The organism is Mycobacterium sp. E342, from assembly GCF_001667665.1.
Lineage (GTDB): Bacteria > Actinomycetota > Actinomycetes > Mycobacteriales > Mycobacteriaceae > Mycobacterium.
Map to the genome: position 1 here is coordinate 1 of NZ_LZJM01000042.1, position 21,039 is coordinate 21,039.

Genomic DNA, 21,039 nt, shown 5'->3' on the forward strand with positions numbered 1-21,039 from the left:
TATTGCTTGGTCTGCAGCATCCGGATCAGGCCCGCGCCCTTCATCAGCTTGACCGTGTCGTCGGTGAGCCGGCCGATCCGCTCGGCTTCGGCGGCCTGGTCGCGCAGCTGGTCGCCTAGTTCAATGACCCGGTCGATTACCCGGTTCGGAACCCGCTCGCTCATGCAGTTCGTCCTAACGTGTGAGGGCTTAGTAATGGTCTACCGCAGTAACCCCGACGATGAGGAGAAAACCATGACCGATGTCGACGGCATCGCGACCCGGCTGCGCAGACTCGAGGACGAACGCGATATCGGCCGGCTCACCGACGACACGGTCAAGCTGATGAAGGGCGCGGGCCTGATCCGGATGCTGCAGACCAAGCAATATCAAGGCTTCGAGGTCCACCCGCGCGAGTTCGCCGAGACGACGATGGCGACCGCGGCGCTGGATCCGGCCGCCGGTTGGATCGTCGGCGTGGTGGGTGTGCACCCCTACCAGTTGGCCTACGCGGATCCGAAGGTGGCCGCCGAGATCTGGGCCGACGACGTCGACACGTGGATGGCCTCCCCCTACGCGCCGCAGGGCGTGGCCAAGCCCATCGACGGTGGCTACGTCTTCAACGGCCGCTGGCAGTTCAGCTCGGGCACCGACCACTGCGACTGGATCATCCTGGGCGCGATGCTGGGCGACGACAACGGCATACCGATCATGCCGCCGCAGATGCTGCACATGATCCTGCCGCGCAAGGACTACGAGATCGTCGAGGACTCGTGGAACGTGGTGGGGCTGCGGGGAACCGGCTCCAAGGACGTCATCGTCTCCGACGCGTTCGTCCCGGCCTACCGGACGATGGACGCGACCAAGGTGATGGACGGCACCGCCCAGCGTGAGGCCGGCATGACCGAGCCGCTGTACCTGATGCCGTGGTCGACGATGTTCCCGCTGGGCATCTCCGCGGCGACCATCGGCATCGCCGAGGGCGCGCTGGCCGCGCACCTGGATTACCAGCGCGAGCGCGTCGGCGCCACCGGAACCGCGATCAAGGACGATCCGTACGTGATGCACGCGATCGGCGAGGCCGCCGCAGACATCAACGCCGCCCGCCAGGAACTGCTGGCCAACGCCGACCGCATCTACGACATGGTCGCCGCCGGCAAGGAGGTGTCGTTCGCCGACCGCGCGGCCGGGCGGCGCACCCAGATCCGCGCGGTGTGGCGCGCGGTGGCGGCGGTCGACGAGATCTTCGCCCGCTCCGGCGGCAACGCGGCGCGAATGGACAAGCCGCTGCAACGGTATTGGCGCGACGTGCACGTCGGCCACCTGCACGCCATCCACGTCCCCGGCACCGCCTATCACGCGTCGGCGCTGAGTTCGCTGGGTATCGATCCGCCCGAGGGCCCCCTGCGGGCTTTGATCTAGGAGAGCGCGTTGACCGACCTGAAAAGCCTGGGCTACATCACCGTTTCGACGAACGACATCGACCGCTGGCGGCACTTCGCCTTCGGTGTCCTGGGATTCGCCGAGGGTAAGGGCCCCGACCCGTCGGCGCTGTACCTGCGGATGGACGAGCGCGCAGCCCGGCTCATCGTGGTGCCCGGCGACACGGACCGGGTGCTCACCGTCGGCTGGGAGGTGCGCGACCGCGCTGCCCTGCAACGGGTCAAGGCCACGCTGGACACCGCCGGGACCCCGTTCAAGCAGCTGTCGGTCGACGAGGCCGAGGCCCGCCGCGTGGAAGAGGTGATCACCTTCGAGGACCCGGCCGGCACCACGCTCGAGGTGTTCCACGGTGCGGTGCTCGACCACAGCCCCGTCGTCACCCCGTTCGGCGCGAGGTTCGTGACCGACGATCAGGGCATGGGCCACGTGGTCATACCCGCCACCGACCCGGGCGGGCTGTTCGACTTCTACACCGAGGTCCTGGGGTTCCGTGCCCGAGGCGCGTTCCGGGTGCCGCTGCCCAAAGAATTCGGCCCGGTGCGGGTTCGGTTCCTGGGCATCAACGAGCGACATCACAGCCTGGCGATCGTGCCGGCCGCCCACCAGCGCGACCCGCGCGTCGTGCACATCATGGTGGAGGTCGACAGCCTCGACGCCGTCGGGCAGGCCCTGGACCGCGTCAACGCCGAGGGCTTCCAGTTGTCTTCCACCCTGGGCCGGCACACCAACGACAAGATGGTGTCGTTCTACGTGCGTGCGCCCGGTGATTGGGACATCGAATTCGGCACTGACGGCATGCGCGTCGACGAAAGCTATTACACCGCAGAGGAAATCACCGCCGACAGCTACTGGGGCCACCAGTGGGTCGGCGAAATGCCCGCGGCCATGCGGTTATGACGCCCGATACCGAGGTCACCCCGATCCCGGCCGCGTCGATCACGTCGTGGGATGACGAGGCCGACGTGGTCATCGCCGGCTACGGGGTGGCCGGGGCCGCCGCGGCGGTCGAGGCGGCCCGTGGCGGCGCCGACGTGCTGGTTCTGGAACGCACCGGATCCTGGGGCGGCGCGGCGGCGATGGCCGGCGGGTTCATCTACCTCGGCGGCGGCACGCCCCTGCAAAAAGCCTGCGGTTTCGCCGATTCCGTGGACAACATGGCGGCGTTCCTCAACGTGGCGATGGGGCCCGGCGCCGACGCGAACCGGATCGCCGACTATTGCGCCGGCAGCGTCGCCCACTACGAGTGGCTCGTCGGCTGCGGGGTGCCGTTCAAGGCCGAGTTCTTCTCCGAGCCCGGCTGGGAACCGATGGGCGACCAGGGCCTGATGTACAGCGGCGGCGAGAACGCCTACCCGTTCAACACCATCGCCTCCCCCGCCCCGCGCGGCCACGTCCCGCAGATGTCCAACAAGAAGCAGGGCGAGGCCAGCGCGGGCTACATGTTGATGAAGCCGCTCGTCGAGACCGCCACCGCGGCCGGCGCGCGTGCGCTCTACGACGTGCGGGTGCAGCGCCTCATCGTCGAAGCCGACGGCCGGGTCGTCGGCATCCGCGCCCGCCGCTACGGCAGCGAGATGTCGTTTCGCGCGCGCCGCGGCGTCGTGCTCGCGACGGGCAGCTTCGCCTACAACGACGCGATGGTGGCCCGCTACGCCCCGCGGATCGCGGGCCGCCCGGCCGCGTCCATCGAGCAGCACGACGGCCAGGCGATCCGGATGGCCCAGGCGCTGGGTGCCGACCTGGCGCACATGGACGCCACCGAGGTGGCGATCTTCATCGACCCCCAGCAACTGGTGCGCGGGATCCTGGTCAACGGCCGCGGCCAGCGCTACGTCGCCGAGGACACCTACCCCGGCCGCATCGGGCAACTCACGCTCTACCAACAGGACAACACCGCCTACCTGATCATCGACGACGACGCCCAGCAGGACGCGATGGCGTCATGGTCGCCGAAGTTCATGCTGCGAGAGGCGACCTGGGTGGCCGACACCGTCGCCGACCTGGAACACGAGATGGGCCTGGCGCCCGGCTGCCTGCAGGCGACCGTCGCCGCCTACAACGAGGGCGCGGCGCGCGGCGAGGATCCGCTGCTGCACAAGAAGCCCGAGTGGCTCAAGCCCATCGGCTCGCCGGTCGGCGCCATCGACCTGCGGGAGAACACCGGCGGCTTCACCCTGGGCGGGCTGGCCACCACGCTGGACGCCGAGGTGCTGCACGTCAGCGGCCAACCCATCCCCGGCCTCTTCGCAGCCGGCCGCTGCACGGCGGGGCTGGCCGCCTGGGGCTACGCCAGCGGCATCTCGCTCGGCGACGGCAGCTTCTACGGGCGGCGCGCGGGGCGGTCGGCTGCCCGGGGTTGATCCCCGCCGCGAGCGCGATCTCACGGCGAAAAGCGGCTCGACGGGTCGCGATGACGCGACGCCCCCGGGCTTGGTGACAGCGACGGGCCGTTGAGGATTTGCTCGAAATATGAATCAGGCGACCCGAACATTTTGATCGAAGCCTCCCAACTGCATCGATCATTTTTTACATGTTCTTTACCGGATTCGTCTCAAGTTGCTGGCGCCTTGACCGCGGGTTAGGTTGGTCGGGTTTGCAGCCCCGGCCAGCGTCGATCGGCGGCCTCCTCGCGGATACCCGCGAACCAACCATTCGTCGTGTGAAAGGGGTTGCGCGTGCGACAACTTTCGCCACTGCGGGTGGTGTCGACCGCGCTCGGCGCCGCCGCGGGGCTTGGCGACGCGGCAGGCAATCTCGCCGCCGCCGGCCTCGATGTTGCCGCCCTGCCGGTGCGGGTGGGCGCAAAGGTGCTCTCGGGTGAGGTTTCCCGCTCCGCGCTGACCCGGCGCACCGGGCGCGGTGACGGTCGCATGTGGATCGAGGTCCGCGGAATCGACGACGCGGCGCGGGCCGAAGCCGTCGTTGATGCGCTGCGGGCACAGCCCGGCGTGGCGAACGTCAGCCTGAATCTCCCGTTGTCGCGCGCGGTCATCGAAACCGACCCCGACGGGGCGTCGCTGAACGACCTCTGCTCCGTGCTCGATGAAGTCGAATCAGACTGCGGTGCAACGGGGTTCACTCGCGGGGAAAGCCTGCCCGGTGACGGCCTGCTGCTGGCGACACGCGGTGCGATGGTGGCCGCTAATGCCGCCGCGTTCACGGTCGCACTCGCGGGCAGCGCGTTGCGGTTGCCGGCGGCGCCGATCGCCGTCGAGGCGGTGTCCGCGATCGCGAATCATCAACCGTGGCTGCGCCGTGCGCTCGAGGCCGGGATCGGACCCGGCGCGACGGACATGGCGTTGTCGGTGACCGGCATGGTCGCGCATGTCGTCACGTTGTCGCCGGCGAAATTGGCGGTGGACCTGACGATGCAGGCCTTCAAGGCCGCCGAGTGTCGAGCGGCGGCGCGGGCATGGGACCGTTACGAGCCGGAGTTGGCCCGGCACGCCGACGAACCCGGGGTGCACCGCGCCTCGCGCCCGGTTCGGCCACCGGCCGGGCCGATCGAGCGCCATGGCACTCGTGCGGCGTGGGCGCAGCTGATCGGTGTCGGCCTGACCGGGGCCGTCACCCGCAACGTCACGATGGCCTCGAACGCGGCCTTGGCGGCTTCCCCGAAGGCGATGCGCACCACCCACGAGGCGTTCGCCAGCACGCTCGGACGGGGCTTGGCGGATCGGCACGCGGTGCTGGCGCTGCGCCCGGAGGGTTTGCGCCGGCTCGACAAGGTCGATGCGCTGCTCATCGATCCGCGCGTGCTGTGCGGCGAGACGATGCGGGTGGTGCGCGTCCGCGGCGCCCGCGACGGCGATTTGCTCAACGCCTGGACCCGCGCGCAGGAACTCCTCGACGACGGCGCCGCCGCGGGCTGGCACCCGATCCATGCCGCAGCGGTCGACGGCGGCCGCGCGGTCGAGGCGCTGATCGCCCCGGCGGTCCACCCGCTGGCCTCGGCGATGATCACCCAGGCGCGCGACTCCGGCGCGCGGCTGGTGTCGGTCGACACCGACCTGCTCGGCGACCTGCGGCCGGCGTTCGATGACATCCGGCCGGTCAGCGATGACCGCATCGACGACGCGCTCGCCGATGCGGTGGCCGAGCTGCAACGGGGAGGGCACACGGTCGCCGTGCTGTCCTCGGCTGCCGCACGAGCCCTTTCGGCCGCCGACCTGGCGCTGGGGATCAAACCCGACGCCGATGGGCCGCCGCCCTGGCACGCGGACCTGATGATGGAGGACCTCGCGGCGGCCTGGAGGGTGTTGCATGCGCTGCCCGCGGCGCGCAGGGCAAGCCAGCAAGGTATCGCGATATCGGTGGGCGCGTCGGCGCTGGGCGCGCTGTTCATGGTCCCCGGGGTGCGCCGGTTGCGAGGACCGGGCCCGGTGACCGTCGGCGCCGTCGCGGGGATCCTGTCGGGATATCTGTTGGCGCGCCGCACGATCGGCACCCCGATCCCCCGGCCCGCGCCGGCCTACGAGTGGCACGCGATGTCGGCCGAGCGGGTCCGCGACGTACTGGCGACGCTGCGCGAACCCGGCGAGTGTTCTGCCGCGACGGAACCCGCGCCACGCGGCGCACGGTTCCCCGGCGCGGCATGGGACTTCGTCAAAGCCGCCGGCGCCGAGCTGACCGGCGACCCGTTGACCCCGGTCCTCGCGTTGTGTTCGACCGCGACCGCGGTGTTGGGGTCACCGGCCGACGCGCTGCTGGTCGGCACCGTGCTCACCGGGAACGCGATGCTGTCGACCTACCAACAGCTGCAGGCCGAAAACCGGCTGACCCGCCTGCTGGCTCAGCAGGCGCCGCCGGCGCGGTTGGTCACCGCCGCGCGCGGCTACCGCGACGTCGTGATCGAGCAGCTGCGGCCCGGCGACGTGATCGAGGTGCGCAGCGACGAGGTGGTGCCCGCGGACGCCCGGTTGATCGAGGCGCACGACCTCGAGGTCGACGAATCGTCGCTGACCGGCGAGTCCCTGTCCGTGCAGAAGCAGGTCGAGGCCACACCTGGGGCCGAACTGGCCGAGCGTCGCTGCATGATCTACGCCGGGACCACCGTGGTGGCGGGCACCGCGGTCGCGGTGGTCACCGCCGTCGGCGCCGACACCCAGACACGCCGCGCGGCCGAACTGGCCTCCGGTGACCTGCCCACCGTCGGCCTGCATCATCAACTCAGCCAACTGATGAGCCGGGCGTTCCCCTTCAGCGCGGGCGGCGGTGTTTTGGTCGGCGCCCTCGGCCTCCTGCGCGCGGGCGGCCTGCGCCAAGCGCTCAGTAGCGCCATCGCGGTCTCGGTGGCGGCCATCCCGGAGGGCATGCCCTTGATGGCGACCCTCGCGCAGTCCGCGTCGGCGCAGCGGCTGGGCGAAGCCGGCGCGCTGGTGCGGGTCCCGCGAGCGGCCGAGGCGCTCGGTCGCGTCGAGGTGGTCTGCTTCGACAAGACCGGGACGCTGAGCGAGAACCGTCTTCGGGTGGTCGAGGTGCATCCGGCGGCCGGGCATTCGCGCGACGACGTCTTACGGTGCGCCGCCCAAGCCGCGCCGGCGGACGACGGCAATCCGCACGTCCACGCCACCGACGAAGCCATCATCAAGGCGGCGGACGCGGCGGCGTCCGGCGCGCGATCCACACCGGACGCGCATCTGCCGTTCCGGTCCGGCCGGGCATTCTCCGCCTCGGCGACCGGCACGCACGTGACGGTCAAAGGCGCACCGGAAGTGGTCTTGGCGGCATGCCGGGAGGTGGACGCGGAGGTGGAGGACGCGGTTGCCGCGCTGACGACCGCGGGGCTTCGGGTGATCGCCGTGGCCCAACGCCGCCTCAGCGCGCAGCAGGCGCGGTCGTTGCGGGACGACCCCGACGGCCTCAGCGAAGTGTGCGGCGCGGAGTTGACGCTGACGGGATTTCTGGGGCTCTCGGACACACCGCGCGCCCAGGCGCCTCAATTACTGGCCGACCTGGCCGACCGGGGCGTGGCCATCCGCCTGATCACCGGCGACCATCCCGTCACCGCCGCCGCCATCGCCCGCGAGCTGGGCGTGCCGGTGAACGGCGACCAGGTGATCACCGGGGCCGAGTGGAACGCCCTGTCACGGCACGATCAGCTGCGCGCGGTGTCCGAACGCGTGATCTTTGCCCGGATGTCGCCGGAGAACAAGGTGCAGGTGGTCCAGACCCTCGAGCGGGCCGGGCGGGTGTGCGCCATGGTGGGTGACGGCGCCAACGACGCCGCCGCGATCCGGGCCGCGAGCGTCGGGGTCGGTGTGGTCGCACGCGGCAGCGATTCCGCCCACACCACCGCCGACCTGGTGCTGACCGACGGCCGCATCGAGACGCTGGTGGACGCCATCGACGAGGGGCGCAGGCTGTGGCGGGGGGTGCAGGCGGCGGTGGCCGGCCTGCTGGGCGGCAATGCCGGCGAGGTGATCTTCTCTGTGATCGGCACCGCGATCACCGGGACCTCGCCGCTGAACACCCGCCAGTTGCTGTTGATGAACATGCTCACCGACGCGTTGCCCGCCACGGCGGTCGCCGTCAGCACACCCGCCGGGCCGGTGCAACGCGTCGGGCGCGGCATCGACGAACGCGCGCTGCGCAGGGCCGTGGCGGCGCGCGGATCGATCACCGCCGCCTCCGCCACCGCGGCATGGGTGCTGGCCTCGGTCACCGGACTGCCCCGGCGGGCATCCACCGTCGCGCTGATCTCACTGGTCGCCGTCGAGCTCGGCCAGACCGTGGTCGACTCGCACGCGCCCTTGGTGCTGGTCACCGCGGCCGGCTCGTTCGCCGCATTCGCCGCGATGATCACCACGCCGGGGATCAGCCAACTGCTGGGCTGCACACCGGTCGGCCCGGTGGGCTGGGCGCAGGGGCTCGGCACGGCCGCGGCCGCGATCCTCGCCGTCGCCGCCACCAATCGCTTGCGCTCGGGCAGCCGGGACGCGGAGTCACCGCCGATGAATGACGACCCGTTGCCCGGCGAGCAGCCACCCGGCTCGCCTGACGAACCGCCTCGGGACAAGCGGGGCCGCGCGCCGCATACCGCGGCCCTGGCCGGACCCGCGAGGACGGCGCCCGCGCTGAAACTGGTGGACCAGCACCAGCATCGGGCGGCGGAGGTCGTCAGCGATCGTCCGTGAGCCGCTCGTCGACGATCGCCAGGGCGCCCCGGCGCACAGCGTCCAGGATCGACTCCCTCAACGCCGAGCACGCCAAAAACACAGCGCGGCCGGCGTGCGCAGAGATCTTGCGCGCCTCGGCGAGCTCGGTGCACCGGGCCGTCGCGTCGGCGTTCCACTGCACGCTGGTCTGGTTCCAGGTGCCCTTGCGCGCCAGCACGCGGGCGCCGCAGTCGCGGCACGACACCGGGACCATCGGCATCTCGTCGAGCCGGTTGTCCGTCCGGACGGACGACTCGAGCGTCACCGCGGACCCGCGGCGGCCGCCTGGGCCGCCATGTTGTCCTCGACCTCTTTCATCCACGCCTCGTACGGCCGGGTGGTGTCGAGCTCGAATTCGAAGCGGTCCACCATGTCCGGCGTCACGTCGGCGGCGTCGACGTAGAACTGCTGATACCAGCGCCGGAGCTGGTACACCGGCCCGTCCTCCTCGACCAGCAGCGGATTGTCGATGCGCGCCTTGTGCCGCCAGATCTGCACGTCCTGTTCGAACCCCAGCTTGATGTAGTCGCCGAGTTTGATCGCGGTCTGCATGGCCTGGTCGGCGGGCATGCCGTCCGACTTCTTCACGATGATGCCGTACTGCAGCACAAAGGAATTCGCGTCGATCGGGTAGTGGCAATTGATCAGAACCGATTGCGCGTCACCGGTCCGGTAGTGGTAGGTCAGGTCGTCGATCATGAAGGACGGGCCGTAGTAGGACGCGACCGACGTCGTGCCCAGCATCTCGGCGCCCACCGTGCCGCCGAGGTCGGGCCGGCCCTCGCCGTTCATGTACTGGGTAGCCACGGGGCCTTCGAAGATGTTCTTGAAATACGTGGGCAGCGAGCCGTGGATGTAGAAGAAGTGCGCCATGTCCACGACGTTGTCGATGATTTCGCGGCAGTTGCTGCCCACCACGGTGGTGTACCAGTGCCAGTCGGTCCAGTCGTCGCTGGCCGCACCCTCGATGCGCGGAATCGTCACCCCGGGCGGCGGCGGATTGCCCTCGGGGTCGTTCCACAGGAACAACATGCCGTCCTGTTGCAGCGTGGTCCAGGCCCGCGTGCGGGCCAGCCGCGGGGTACGCCTGGCGTAGGGCACCCGCTTGCACCGGCCGTCGCCGCCCCAGCGCCAGTCGTGGAAGGGGCAGGCGATCTCGTTGCCTTTGACCTCGCCCTGCGACAGATCACCGCCCATGTGCCGGCAGTAGCCGTCGAGCACGTTGATCTCGCCGTCCCCGCTGCGGAACACGACCAGCTTCTGGCCGAAGGCGTTGATGGGGTGGGGCTTGCCGTCACCGAAGTCCCGGATCAGGCCCAGGCAGTGCCAGCCGCGGGCAAACCGGGCGGGGGCGGGCTGCGCTTCGATGAGCCGAACCTCGTCGGCTTCCGACTGCGACGTCATAACCCTTGATTTAACGCCTGCGGCCCGCCTTGTGGGGCCACTTGTTCCCGCCCCTTCCTCTGCCACCCCGCCCCGGCATACCGTTCACACCGTGAGCCCGCGCAGCGCGACCATCCCGTCCGGCCTGCCGGTGAGCGACACGACGGTCGACCTGCTGGTGGTCGGCTCCGGCACCGGCATGGCCGCCGCGCTGGCCGCGCACGAGGGCGGGCTCTCGGTGCTCATCGTGGAGAAGTCGCCGTACGTCGGTGGCTCGACGGCCCGTTCCGGCGGCGCGCTGTGGCTACCCGCCTGCCCCGTGCTGCGCGACGCCGGCGCCAACGACACCGCCGCACGCGCGGCCGCCTACCTGGACGCGGTGGTCGCCGGGTCGGCGCCCGGGCAACGGTCGGCCGCGTTCCTAGCGTATGTGCCCGCGACGGTCGACATGTTGCGCCGCACGACTCCCCTGCGTCTGTTCTGGGCGCGCGACTACTCCGACTACCACCCCGAGGAGCCGGGCGGCAGCGCCGCGGGCCGCACCTGCGAGTCCCGTCCGCTGGACACGTCGATCCTCGGCGAATACCGCACGCGGCTGCGCCCGGGCGTGCTGGAGGCCGGCTTCTCGATACCGACGACGGGCGCCGACTACCGCTGGATGAACCTGGTCGCGCGGGTGCCGCGCCGCGGCGTTCCGACGTTCGCCAAGCGGGTGGCGCAGGGACTCGGCGGGCGGCTGCTGGGCCGCCGCTACGCGGCGGGCGGCCAGGCGCTGGCGGCCGGCCTGTTCGCCGGCGTGCTGCGCGCCGGTATCCCGGTGTGGACCGACACCCCGCTGCTGCGCCTGACCGGCGATGCCGACCGCGTGACCGGCGCGGTCGTCGGCCACGACGGCCGCGAGGTGTCGATCACCGCCCGGCGCGGCGTCGTGCTGGCCACCGGCGGTTTCGACCACAACATGGAAATGCGGCGGAAGTTTCAGACCGAGTCGCTGGAGGCCAGCCTCAGCCTGGGCGCCGAGACCAACACCGGCGAGGGGATCCGCGCGGCGCAGGACGTGGGCGCGGGCATCGGCCTGATGGACCAGGCGTGGTGGTTCCCCGCCATCGCGCCGCTGCCCGGCAGGCCGCCGGGGGTGATGCTGGCCGAACGGTCGCTGCCGGGCTGCCTGATCGTGGACCAGAACGGCCACCGATTCGCCAACGAGTCTTGCGACTACATGTCGTTCGGTCAACGGTTGCTGGAGCTGGAGCGATCGGGCAGCCCCGTCGAGGCGATGTGGATCGTCTTCGATCAGCAGTACCGCAACAGCTATGTGTTTGGCGCCGAACTGTTTCCGCGCATGCGGATTCCCCGGTCCTGGTACGACGCGGGCATCGCGGTGCGCGCCGAGGACTTCCCCGAGCTGGCCGCGCTGATCGGCGTTCCGGTCCAAGAGTTCGTTGCGACGATGACCCGATTCAACGAAAGCGCCTCCGCCGGGCAGGATCCCGATTTCGGCCGGGGCCGCAGCGCCTACGACCGGTACTACGGCGACCCCACCGTCACGCCGAACCCCAACCTGCGTCCGCTGCTCAAGGGCCCCTTCTATGCGGTCAGGATGGCCCTCAGCGACCTGGGCACCTGTGGTGGGCTGTCGGCCGACGAACGAGCGCGGGTACTGCGCGAGGACGGCACCGCGATCCCCGGGCTGTACGCGATCGGCAACGCCGCTGCCAACGCGTTCGGCACCACTTACCCCGGCGCGGGCGCGACGATCGCGCAGGGCTTGGTGTACGGCTACATCGCGGCCCGCGACGCAGCGAGCCGCGCGCATCCCCAGCCGTGACCGATCACCTGATCGTCACGCCGCGCCTGCGCACCCACGCCAGCGCGGCGACGGTGCCGACTATCCAGATGGCCACGGCGATGGCCAGGTGCACGAAGCTCTTGGTGTCGCGCCCGAACACCGGCCAGATGAACGACGGCACCTTGGTCCAGAGCACTTTGTGCTCAACCCCGTTCATCGGGTCGGCGACGTAGTACACCAGGTACGGCAGCGTCAGGGCCGCCAGCCAGCCGCCGATGCGGCGCCGGTCGCCGCGCTGGCGCCACCGCCGGATCAGCGGCTCGACGCCGACCGGGTGCAGCACCGAGATGAGGTTGCCCAGCCCGAGCCAGGACAGGATGGGCACGGCGACGGTGGGAATCGTGATCCCCAGCCGCCCGGGCGTTTCCAGGCAGAGCGTCAACACCACCGCAGCCACCAAGGTGGGCAGCCCGACGATCGCGAGCAGGGCAAGGTTCTTGACCAGCAGGATCCGCCTGACGGGCACGCCGTCGGCCAATGCCTCCCGGACGCGGTAGTGATCGGCGCCGAGCAGGTTGGTGGTGGTGACGTCGGCCAGCACCCACGAGGAGAAGTAGGTTCCCACCAGAATCACCCAGTCGGTGTGGTGGAGGCCGATCGTCAGCGGCTGCACCAGCAGCCACGCCGCGGCGAAGACCACGTTGGCGACCACGCCCATCAACCAGGTGCGGGGCGGCGTGAAGGCCCACCGGATCTCCGCCGCCACCGCCGCCCACAAGTCCGGCGTCTGCAAGCCCCCGGCGGCCCGCCGCGCGGCGGCCGGGCGGGGGGCCGAGGCGCGCACGGCGGCGCGCAGCGCGGCACGCGCACGCGGGTGCATCGACGACGGCAGGTCGGTCATGCGTTCGGCGCGACCACTCCTGGGCGAGACGATCAAGTGGCGTGCTCCTGGCAATCGGTCGAGTAGCGGGCGGGCCCGAAGTTCATCCCAGGCAGGATAACGGCATGAACCGCAAGCGTGTCGTCATTGCCGGGCTCGGAGACGCGGGTGTCCTGGCCGCGATCCGGCTCTCCGGGTACGCCGACGTCGTCGGCATCTCCGTCAAGCCGGCGCTGGTCAGCGGTCAGGAACTCGGCGTCCGGCTCTCCCGCCCGCACGACTGGGCGCGCGACTACTGGATTCCGTTCGACCGGTTCCGGCGCCTGGACCGGGTGCGGACAGTGCAGGCCGAACTGACCGGGGTGGACCTGGCCGCCCGCACGGTCGTGGGCAAACGCGCCGACGGCTCGACCCTGGCCGAGGAATACGACGCGCTGATCATCTCGACCGGAGTGAGTAATGGCTTCTGGCGCCGCCCGACGCTGCAATCGGCCGCCGAGGTCGGCGCGGAGCTGCGCGCCGCGCATGACCGGCTGGCGGCCGCCGGCTCGATCATCGTCGTGGGCGGCGGTGCGGCGGCGGTGAGCAGCGCGCTCAACATGGCCACCACCTGGCCGGGCAAGCGCATCGACCTGTACTTCCCCGCAGACGGCGCGCTGGAGGGGCACCATCCGCGGATCTGGGGCCGGCTTCGCGGACGGCTCGGCTGCCTGGGCGTGGGCATCCATCCGCGCCACCGCGCGGTGCTGCCCGACGGGTTCGCGGGCGACGAGATCACCGCCGAACCGGTGCGCTGGAGCAGCGGGCAACCCACGGCGCGTGCCGACGCGGTGCTGTGGGCGGTCGGGCGGGTGCGGCCCAATACCGGTTGGCTGCCGCCGGAGCTGCTCGACGAGCGCGGTTTCGTTCGCGTGACGCCGGAGCTGCGAGTGCCCGGTCACCCGGGGGTCTTTGCGGTCGGCGACGTCGCGGCGACCGATCCGCTGCGCAGCTCGGCCCGCAACCGCGGCGACGCGCTGGTGGCCCGCAACGTGCGCGCCGAGCTCAGCGGCGGGCGGCTGGGGGCCTACCGGGCGCCGACGCGGCGGTGGGGCTCGTTGGTGGGTATACAACCCGACGGGCTGGAGGTTTTCCTGCCCTCCGGCCACGCGTTCCGGTTCCCGTCGTGGTCGGTCGAGCGCGTCGTGATGCCGTGGATCGTGCGGTGGGGCATGTATCGCGGAGTGCGAGAGAACAATCCGCTGGGGTAAGGTCAGCCGCCGTTGAGCAGCAGCATGAGCCCGTAGTCCATGTGGATCTGCTGGTGGCAATGCAGCAGCGACAGGCCGGGCTGGTCGGCGACGAAGTCGACGTCCATGCTCTGGTAACCCCCCAGCATCGCGACGTCCTTGCGCACGCCGGCCGTTGGCGTGCCGGCGAATTCGGTGATCTCGAACGTGTGCCGATGCAGGTGCATCGGGTGCAGGTCGTCGCTGGCGTTGCGGAAGCGCAGCCGGTAGCGCTTGCCGCGTTGCAGGTCGAGCACCGGCCGGTTGGTGTCCATGGAAAACGGCGTGCCGTTGAAGGTCCACACGTTGAACCCGTTGTCGGCGGCATTGCGCTTCTCGATCAGCAGCTCGATCGTGCGCTCGGGCGGCGGGACGGGCGCGGGTTTTGCGAACAGCCGGTAATCCCACTTGAACGACGGCGGCGGCGCCCACTGCGGATCCCCGCCCCGCCCGCCATATTCGACGACGACGCCCATGCCGTGGTTTCGGTCGTCGTCGGACACGTCCCCCAGCACCCACACTCCCGGGTTGGTCATGGTGACCAGGGCCGAAACGCGTTCGGCGGCACCGAGCCACAGCACCGGCACCGACGCGGGGTTGGGTACCGGGTTTCCGTCCAGCGCGACCACCGTGAAGACATGGCCCGGCAGCGCCAGGCTCCGGGTTTCGGTGGCGCTGCCGTTCAGGATGTGCAGCAGCACCCGCTGACCGGTGCGCACCCGGATCGGGTCGCCGCGGCCCAGCATCCGTCCGTTGACGGCGAACGCCCCGTAGCCGACCTCGAAGCCCCGTGGATCGCCGCGGCCTAGCGACGCCGCCATCGACGACTCGCCCCTGTCTTTCAGGTCAGGCTGCTGGTCACCAACCAGGAAGTCCGCGGCCATGTCACCCCCGCGGGTGAAACTGGGCTCGAATTCCTTGAGCGTCAAGAAGATCTCTTGGTCGTAGGCGCCGGCGTTCTGCCGGGGCTCGATGTAGACGGGGCCGACCAGACCGCTGTATTGGCCGCGGACAAGGTCGGCGCGCGGCACCACGTGCGTGTGGTAGAAGCGAAAGCCGGCCGGCCCCGGCACGAAGGAAATCCGCCGCATGCCGTGTGCGGGGATGTAGGGCGTTCCCTCCTCGGCGGAGCCGTCGACGTCGACGCCGACGTGCTGGCCGTGCCAGTGCAACTGCTCTGGGAAATCGGTGTCGTTGAAGATCTCCACCGTGGTTCGCCTGCCCTCGGTGAACCGCAGCAGCGGGCCGGGGAATTGGCCGTTGTAGGTCAAGGTCGACACGACGTGGCCCGGGGCCAATTCCACCGCGGCGGTGCCGATCCGCAGCGTGTAATCGGGCTTGCCGCCGGGCGGTGCGGGCCGCGCGCATGCGGCCACGGCGCCGGTGCTTCCGCTTGCGGCCAGCGCGGCCAGGCCGCCCCATTTCAAGAAGTCACGCCGATCCAGCGACACGGTCATCGCCGCCGCGGAGAAGCGTCGAGAGCGGGCAGCAGGAATGCGATGCGGTCGTCCAATTCGCCTGCCACCCGGTCGAATTCCGGGTAGTCGGCGCCGTTGGCCGACGGGTCGGGCAGGCTCCAGTGCATCGTCGCGTCCAGACCATGGTCGTGCGCGTACTCGCGGACCTTGTCGCACAGGGTGATCACGCAATCGAAGTCGCGCCGAGCCACCGCAGCCAACGATTGGGGCCGGCGCCCGGCGAGGTCGATGCCGTACCTGTCGCGCATGACGCGTACCGCGTTGGGGTGCAGGTGCGGCTTGGGATGGCTGCCCGCGCTCGCGGCCCGAATGCGGCCGTGGCCCCGCCTCTTCAGCAGCGCCTCGGCCATGGGTGAGCGCGCGCTGTTGCCGGTACACAGGAACAGCACCGACCGGGCCGCCGGCGTGGCGACCGGCGTGGGCGCGAGCGCGGGATGCAGCGCCGCGGCCGCCTCCCGGAACGCCCCGGCGCACCCCGTCACGTTGAGCCGGTAGTAGGTGTCCCGGCCGTCGAAACTGCTGCGCCGCGCGTCCACCAGGCCGGCCGAGCGCAGTAGCCGCAGGTGATACGAGACGAGGTTTTGCGGCTCGTCAACGGCGGCGGCCAACTCGCGCACCCGGTGGTCTCCGCCCGCGAGCTCGGTCAGCAGCGCCCAGCGCACCGGGTGCGAGGCCATCTGCATCAGCTGCGGAACCACCGCCCGATCGGTTACCGACACCCCCTGGACAATACATCAAATCTGTTTGATAGGTTTGGCGCTGCCTGCACGGTGAGGAGACCCATTGGCCGACAACGACACCGGCGAGCTTCGCCGCATCCTGGGTGTGTTCGACGCGGTGGTGATCGGGCTGGGCTCCATGATCGGCGCCGGGATCTTCGCGGCGCTGGGCCCGGCGGCGCGCGCCGCGGGGTCGGGCCTGTTGCTGGGCCTGGCGTTGGCGGCCGTGGTGGCCTATTGCAATGCCACCTCCTCGGCCCGGCTGGCCGCCCGCTACCCCGCCTCCGGCGGCACCTACGTGTACGGACGCGAGCGCTTGGGCGATTTCTGGGGATATCTGGCGGGTTGGGGTTTTGTCGTCGGCAAGACCGCCTCGTGCGCGGCGATGGCCCTGACCGTCGGCTCCTACGCGTGGCCGTCGCAGGCGCACGCGGTGGCGGTCGCCACGGTGGTCGCGCTGACGGCGGTGAACTACGCCGGGGTACAGAAGTCCGCCTGGCTGACGCGCATCATCGTCGCGCTCGTGTTGGCCGTGCTGGCCGCGGTGGTCGTCGCGGTGGTCGCGTCGGGAACGGCCGGCGCCGAACAACTTCGCCCGGTAGGTACCACCGTCGGTGGGGTGGTCCAGGCCGCCGGGCTGCTGTTCTTCGCCTTCGCCGGCTACGCCCGCATCGCGACGTTGGGCGAGGAGGTGCGCGACCCGGAGCGCACCATCCCGCGCGCGATCCCGGTCGCGCTCGCCATCGCCCTGGGGGCCTACACCCTGGTAGCGGTGGCCGCGCTCGCGGTGCTCGGGCCGCAACGCCTCGGCCAGGCGACCGCGCCGTTGGTTGACGCGGTGCGGGCGGCCGGAACGGGCTGGCTCGTTCCCATCGTGCAGGTGGGTGCGGCGGTCGCGGCGCTGGGCTCGCTGCTGGCGCTGATCCTGGGCGTCTCGCGCACCACGCTGGCCATGGCCCGCGACCACCATCTCCCCAACGCGCTCACCGCCGTGCACCCGCGGTTCGGGGTGCCGCATCGCGCCGAGTTGCTGATCGGTGCCGTCGTGGCAGTGTTGTCCGCCACCGTCGACCTCAGGGGCGCGATCGGATTTTCGTCATTCGCCGTGTTGATCTATTACGCCGTCGCCAACGCGTCCGCGTTCACCCTCCGGCCGGACGAGGGGCGCCCGCACCCGATGATTCCCGTCGTCGGATTGGCCGGGTGCGTCGTTTTGGCGTTCGCGATGCCGCTGTCGTCGGTGCTCTCCGGCCTGGTGGTGCTCGGCGTCGGCGTCACCGCCTACGCGATTCGGCTCGGCCCCAGGGGATTCCGATCACAAGGAGACCGCACATGATTAGCCCCGGATCCCGCCTCGCACCGCTGCTCTCGACGCGCGCCCCGGCCGCGGTGCTGCTGATTCGTTTCTATGTGGGACTGGTGTTCGCCTGCGAGGGCGTTCTGAAGTTTCTTCGACCGGCCGCGCTGGGCACCGGCAGGTTCGAAAAGGCGGGCATCCCCGCGCCCGCATTCTTCTCCACCCTGGACGGAATCTTCGAGATCGGCTGCGGCATCCTGATCCTCCTCGGGCTGCTCACCCGACTGGCCGCCGCGCCGATGATCGTCGACATGCTCGGGGCGCTGTTGATCACCAAGCTGCCCCTCTTCTGGTGCCAGGCCCCACTCTTTGGTGGCGAACACGGCTGGTGGGACTTCATCCACGAATCGCGCGTCGACTTGGCCCAGCTCTGCGGCAGCCTGTTCCTGCTTTTCGCCGGGGCCGGCGCCGTGTCGCTCGACGCCTGGCTCACTGGGTCGGCGCGGCGGTCACCACCGACGGCCACGTGAGGTTGCGTGTTGATTCGATAAGTGTTTATATAGAAGAATGTCGAATCAACTGCAGACGTGCTGCGCGACGCTGGGGACGGCCGCGATGGCCGAGTCGCAGGCGTCCGAACTGGCTGGCATGTTCAAGGCGCTGGGCGATCCGGTGCGCCTGAGATTGTTGAGCCTGATCGCCAGCCACCCCGGCGGCGAGGCCTGCGTCTGCGAGATATCGGCGACCTTCGATCTGTCGCAGCCAACGATTTCCCATCACCTCAAGCTGCTGCGTTCAGCCGGGTTGCTGGATTGCGAGCGGCGCGGCACCTGGGTGTACTACTGGGTGATTCCCGCTGCGCTGCAGCGGCTTTCGTCGGTGCTGCGGCCATGACCGAAACCCGCGCCCCGGCGCCCACCACGGCGGCGACCCGCCTCCCCACGTTGGACCGGCTGCTGCCGTTATGGATCGGGGCGGCGATGGCCGCCGGCCTGTTGCTCGGCCGAGTCGTTCCGGGCCTCGGTTCGGCTCTGAGCGCCGTTGCCATTCAGGGCATTTCGCTACCGATCGCGCTCGGGCTGTTGGTCATGATGTATCCAGTGCTGGCCAAGGTCCGCTACGACCGGCTCGACGAGGTCACCGCCGACCGGAAGCTGATCGTGTCGTCCGTGTTGCTCAACTGGGTGGTCGGTCCCGCGGTGATGTTCACGTTGGCCTGGTCCCTGCTGGGCGACCTGCCCGAGTACCGCACCGGCCTCATCATCGTCGGGCTGGCCCGCTGCATCGCCATGGTCATCATCTGGAACGACCTGGCCTGCGGGGACCGCGAGGCCGCCGCCGTGCTGGTCGCCTTGAATTCGCTGTTCCAGGTGGTCATGTTCGCGGCGCTGGGCTGGTTCTACCTGTCGGTGCTGCCCGGCTGGCTGGGCCTGCCCCAAACCGGCATCCACGTCTCGCCCTGGCAGATCGCCAAGGCCGTGCTCATCTTCCTCGGCATCCCGCTGCTGGCCGGATACCTCTCGCGCCGGCTGGGCGAACAATTCCGGGGCCGCGACTGGTACGAGACGCGGTTCCTCCCCCGCATCGGGCCGTGGGCCCTGTACGGGCTGCTGTTCACCATCGTGATCCTGTTCGCCCTGCAGGGCCACGAGATCACTTCCCGGCCATGGGACGTGGCCCGGATCGCCATCCCGCTGCTGGCCTACTTCGCGATCATGTGGGCGGGCGGGTATGCCCTGGGACTCCTCTTGCGCCTCGGCTACGCCCGCACGACCACCCTGGCCTTCACCGCCGCCGGTAACAACTTCGAACTGGCCATCGCGGTGGCCATCGCGACCTACGGCGTCACGTCCGGGCAGGCCCTCGCCGGGGTGGTCGGCCCGCTGATCGAGGTGCCCGTCCTGGTCGGGCTGGTCTACGTTTCGCTTGCGCTGCGCGCCCGGCTGTTTCGCGACGACCCCGCCCGAGGAGCCCGCACCGATGGCCGATAAGCCCAGCGTCCTGTTCGTCTGCGTGCACAACGCCGGCCGCTCACAGATGGCCGCCGCCCTGCTGAGCCAGATGTCCGACGGTCGCATCGAAGTCCGTTCGGCCGGAACCCAGCCCGCCGACGAGATCAACCCCGTTGCGATCGCCGCCATGGCCGAGCGGGGCATCGACATCACGGCCGCCAGCCCGAGGGTCCTCACCGGCGACGATGTGCAGACCAGCGACGTGGTGATCACCATGGGCTGCGGCGACACCTGCCCCTACTTTCCGGGGGTGTCCTACCGCGACTGGAAAGTGCCCGACCCCGCCGGCCAACCGCTGGCCACCGTGCGCGCCATCCGCGACGACATCGCCCAGCGGGTGGCGGCGTTGATCGCCGAACTCCTGCCCGCCCCCACCCCCTAGCCCGCACCCGAAAGAAAGGACACCTCATGTCTCGCGTGCAACTCGCCCTCAACGTCGACGACCTCGAGGAGGCGATCGCGTTCTACTCCAAGCTTTTCGACACCGAACCGGCCAAGGTCAAACCCGGCTACGCCAACTTCGCGATCGCCGAACCCCCGCTCAAGCTGGTGTTGCTCGAGAACCCCGGCCACGGCGGCAGCCTCAACCACCTCGGCGTGGAAGTCGGCTCCAGTGAGACCGTGCACGCCGAAATCGGCCGCCTCGGCGACCGGGGGCTGGTCACCGACGAGCAGCTCGACACCACCTGCTGCTTCGCTACGCAGGACAAGGTCTGGGTCACCGGCCCCGGCGGGGAACGGTGGGAGGTCTACACCGTGCTCGCTGACTCCGACACGTTCGGCGACACCGCCGACGAGCCCTGCTGCCAGGCCTAGGGGCACCGCCGGGTTCTTCCTCGGTTCGAACGGGAAGACTGAGCGGATGACCAACCCGGGAGAAGACGCGTTCGAAAAGCTGGTGAGCCTGCTGAATTACCCGATGTACGTCGTGACCACGCGGGCCGACGACGTCTCGGCGGGCTGTCTGGTCGGGTTCGCCAGCCAGACCAGCATCCACCCGCCCCGATTCCTGGTCGGCCTGTCCAAAAAGAACCACACGTTCCCGGTCGCCACCGAGGCGACTCACCTGGCGGTGCACCTGTTCGACCACGACCACCTCGACGTCGTGGAGCTGTTCGGCAGCCAGACCGGCGACACGATCAACAAATTCGACCGCTGCTCGTGGCACACCGGCCCGGCGGGGATGCCCATTCTCGACGACGCCGCCGCATGGTTCGTCGGCGAGATTCTCGACAGGTTCTCGCTGGGCGACCACATCGGGCACCTGCTCGCGCCGGTGGACGGCCGCCCGCCCGAAGAGCTTGAACGCTGGGTGTCCTTCGGTGACGTCCGCCATCTGGAACCCGGCCACGAGGCGTAGCCGTGGCTCCCCGGGTGGGCACCGTCGCCGGCGTCACCGAACTCGCGTCGTTCTACGCCGATCCCCCGCTCGGGGTGCGGGCCAACATGATCTTCAGCGCCGACGGGGCCGCCGCGTTCGGCGGCCGGGCCGGCCCGCTGTCGTGTCCCGCCGATCAGCAGCTGTTGAAAATCCTGCGCGGCTTCGCCGACGTCGTCCTGGTGGGCGCCGGGACCGCGCGCGCCGAGAACTACGGTCCGGTGCGGCTCACCGAGCCGGGGCGGAGCGCGCCGCC

At 70.3% G+C, this 21,039-nt stretch carries 17 protein-coding genes and 1 pseudogene; 13 read left to right on the forward strand and 5 right to left on the reverse strand.

The annotated features are described in order from the left end of the window. Positions 1-234: 234 nt before the first annotated feature. The 4 genes from A5692_RS02340 (at position 235) to A5692_RS02355 (ending at position 8,558) form a co-directional block, all read left to right on the forward strand. A complete protein-coding gene (locus tag A5692_RS02340; RefSeq protein WP_068051630.1) occupies positions 235-1,401 on the forward strand; it encodes an acyl-CoA dehydrogenase family protein in 1,167 nt (388 codons plus the stop codon). 9 nt (positions 1,402-1,410) lie between these two features. After that, a complete protein-coding gene (gene bphC / locus A5692_RS02345; RefSeq protein WP_068051601.1) occupies positions 1,411-2,319 on the forward strand; it encodes a biphenyl-2,3-diol 1,2-dioxygenase in 909 nt (302 codons plus the stop codon). Beyond that, on the forward strand, positions 2,316-3,782 hold the full coding sequence (locus A5692_RS02350; RefSeq protein ID WP_068051603.1) for an FAD-dependent oxidoreductase: 1,467 nt from the start codon (positions 2,316-2,318) through the stop codon (positions 3,780-3,782). The genes bphC and A5692_RS02350 overlap by 4 nt, the downstream gene beginning before the upstream one ends. 315 nt (positions 3,783-4,097) lie before the next feature. After that, positions 4,098-8,558 (forward strand): HAD-IC family P-type ATPase, encoded by a 4,461-nt coding sequence (locus A5692_RS02355; protein WP_068051605.1) that lies wholly within the window; start codon positions 4,098-4,100, stop codon positions 8,556-8,558. On the opposite strand, the gene A5692_RS02360 is transcribed toward A5692_RS02355, so the two are convergent. Then, a complete protein-coding gene (locus A5692_RS02360) occupies positions 8,542-8,844 on the reverse strand; it encodes a ferredoxin (protein WP_068051607.1) in 303 nt (100 codons plus the stop codon). The genes A5692_RS02355 and A5692_RS02360 overlap by 17 nt on opposite strands. After that, on the reverse strand, positions 8,841-9,983 hold the full coding sequence (locus A5692_RS02365; protein ID WP_068051609.1) for a Rieske 2Fe-2S domain-containing protein: 1,143 nt from the start codon (positions 9,981-9,983) through the stop codon (positions 8,841-8,843). The genes A5692_RS02360 and A5692_RS02365 overlap by 4 nt, the downstream gene beginning before the upstream one ends. Positions 9,984-10,074: 91 nt before the next feature. On the opposite strand from A5692_RS02365, the gene A5692_RS02370 reads away from it, so the two are divergent. Beyond that, entirely contained in the window at positions 10,075-11,790 is a 1,716-nt protein-coding gene (locus A5692_RS02370) for a 3-ketosteroid-delta-1-dehydrogenase (RefSeq protein WP_082962327.1), read from the forward strand. 4 nt (positions 11,791-11,794) lie between these two features. On the opposite strand, the gene A5692_RS02375 is transcribed toward A5692_RS02370, so the two are convergent. Further along, complete coding sequence (locus A5692_RS02375; RefSeq protein ID WP_369830251.1) at positions 11,795-12,688, reverse strand: hypothetical protein; 894 nt, start codon at positions 12,686-12,688, stop codon at positions 11,795-11,797. A gap of 68 nt (positions 12,689-12,756) precedes the next feature. Here A5692_RS02375 and A5692_RS02380 point away from each other — a divergent pair, with 68 nt between their 5' ends. After that, positions 12,757-13,881, forward strand: a complete 1,125-nt coding sequence (locus A5692_RS02380; RefSeq protein WP_068051610.1) for an FAD-dependent oxidoreductase — start codon at positions 12,757-12,759, stop codon at positions 13,879-13,881. Between the two features lie 2 nt (positions 13,882-13,883). Here the strand turns inward: A5692_RS02380 and A5692_RS02385 are convergent, their stop codons facing one another. Further along, positions 13,884-15,356 (reverse strand): multicopper oxidase domain-containing protein, encoded by a 1,473-nt coding sequence (locus tag A5692_RS02385; protein ID WP_068051612.1) that lies wholly within the window; start codon positions 15,354-15,356, stop codon positions 13,884-13,886. Next, a complete protein-coding gene (locus A5692_RS30210; protein ID WP_304528596.1) occupies positions 15,353-16,096 on the reverse strand; it encodes a helix-turn-helix domain-containing protein in 744 nt (247 codons plus the stop codon). Before A5692_RS30210 ends, A5692_RS02385 begins: the two co-directional genes overlap by 4 nt. 64 nt (positions 16,097-16,160) lie before the next feature. On the opposite strand from A5692_RS30210, the gene A5692_RS02395 reads away from it, so the two are divergent. From A5692_RS02395 to A5692_RS02430, 7 genes and pseudogenes are all read left to right on the forward strand, one after another. After that, positions 16,161-17,432 carry an APC family permease gene (locus A5692_RS02395; RefSeq protein ID WP_068051615.1) on the forward strand — a complete coding sequence of 424 codons (1,272 nt, stop codon included), beginning with the start codon at positions 16,161-16,163 and terminating at the stop codon, positions 17,430-17,432. Then, entirely contained in the window at positions 17,429-17,923 is a 495-nt protein-coding gene (locus tag A5692_RS02400) for a DoxX family protein (RefSeq protein ID WP_068051616.1), read from the forward strand. The genes A5692_RS02395 and A5692_RS02400 overlap by 4 nt, the downstream gene beginning before the upstream one ends. Before the next feature lie 37 nt (positions 17,924-17,960). Further along, on the forward strand, positions 17,961-18,287 hold the full coding sequence (locus tag A5692_RS02405) for a helix-turn-helix transcriptional regulator (RefSeq protein WP_068051618.1): 327 nt from the start codon (positions 17,961-17,963) through the stop codon (positions 18,285-18,287). Continuing rightward, positions 18,284-19,787 (forward strand): annotated as a pseudogene (gene arsB, locus A5692_RS02410) (ACR3 family arsenite efflux transporter). Before A5692_RS02405 ends, arsB begins: the two are co-directional and overlap by 4 nt. Before the next feature lie 26 nt (positions 19,788-19,813). Beyond that, positions 19,814-20,221 carry an ArsI/CadI family heavy metal resistance metalloenzyme gene (locus A5692_RS02420; RefSeq protein ID WP_068051626.1) on the forward strand — a complete coding sequence of 136 codons (408 nt, stop codon included), beginning with the start codon at positions 19,814-19,816 and terminating at the stop codon, positions 20,219-20,221. Between the two features lie 46 nt (positions 20,222-20,267). After that, the gene (locus A5692_RS02425; RefSeq protein WP_068051628.1) at positions 20,268-20,765 is read left to right on the forward strand and encodes a flavin reductase family protein; all 498 of its coding nucleotides are present in this window, start codon (positions 20,268-20,270) and stop codon (positions 20,763-20,765) included. A gap of 86 nt (positions 20,766-20,851) precedes the next feature. Continuing rightward, positions 20,852-21,039 (forward strand): dihydrofolate reductase family protein (locus A5692_RS02430; protein WP_369830252.1); only part of this gene is annotated, 188 nt, incomplete at its 3' end.

Excerpts from the sequence above, each read along its gene's own strand:
- A5692_RS02340 (WP_068051630.1), top strand. The coding sequence starts at position 235 with ATGACCGATGTCGACGGCATCGCGACCCGGCTGCGCAGACTCGAGGAC.
- A5692_RS02350 (WP_068051603.1), top strand. The coding sequence starts at position 2,316 with ATGACGCCCGATACCGAGGTCACCCCGATCCCGGCCGCGTCGATCACG.
- A5692_RS02365 (WP_068051609.1), bottom strand. The coding sequence starts at position 9,983 with ATGACGTCGCAGTCGGAAGCCGACGAGGTTCGGCTCATCGAAGCGCAG.
- A5692_RS02380 (WP_068051610.1), top strand. The coding sequence starts at position 12,757 with ATGAACCGCAAGCGTGTCGTCATTGCCGGGCTCGGAGACGCGGGTGTC.
- A5692_RS02385 (WP_068051612.1), bottom strand. The coding sequence starts at position 15,356 with ATGACCGTGTCGCTGGATCGGCGTGACTTCTTGAAATGGGGCGGCCTG.
- A5692_RS02400 (WP_068051616.1), top strand. The coding sequence starts at position 17,429 with ATGATTAGCCCCGGATCCCGCCTCGCACCGCTGCTCTCGACGCGCGCC.
- A5692_RS02405 (WP_068051618.1), top strand. The coding sequence starts at position 17,961 with ATGTCGAATCAACTGCAGACGTGCTGCGCGACGCTGGGGACGGCCGCG.
- A5692_RS02420 (WP_068051626.1), top strand. The coding sequence starts at position 19,814 with ATGTCTCGCGTGCAACTCGCCCTCAACGTCGACGACCTCGAGGAGGCG.
- A5692_RS02425 (WP_068051628.1), top strand. The coding sequence starts at position 20,268 with ATGACCAACCCGGGAGAAGACGCGTTCGAAAAGCTGGTGAGCCTGCTG.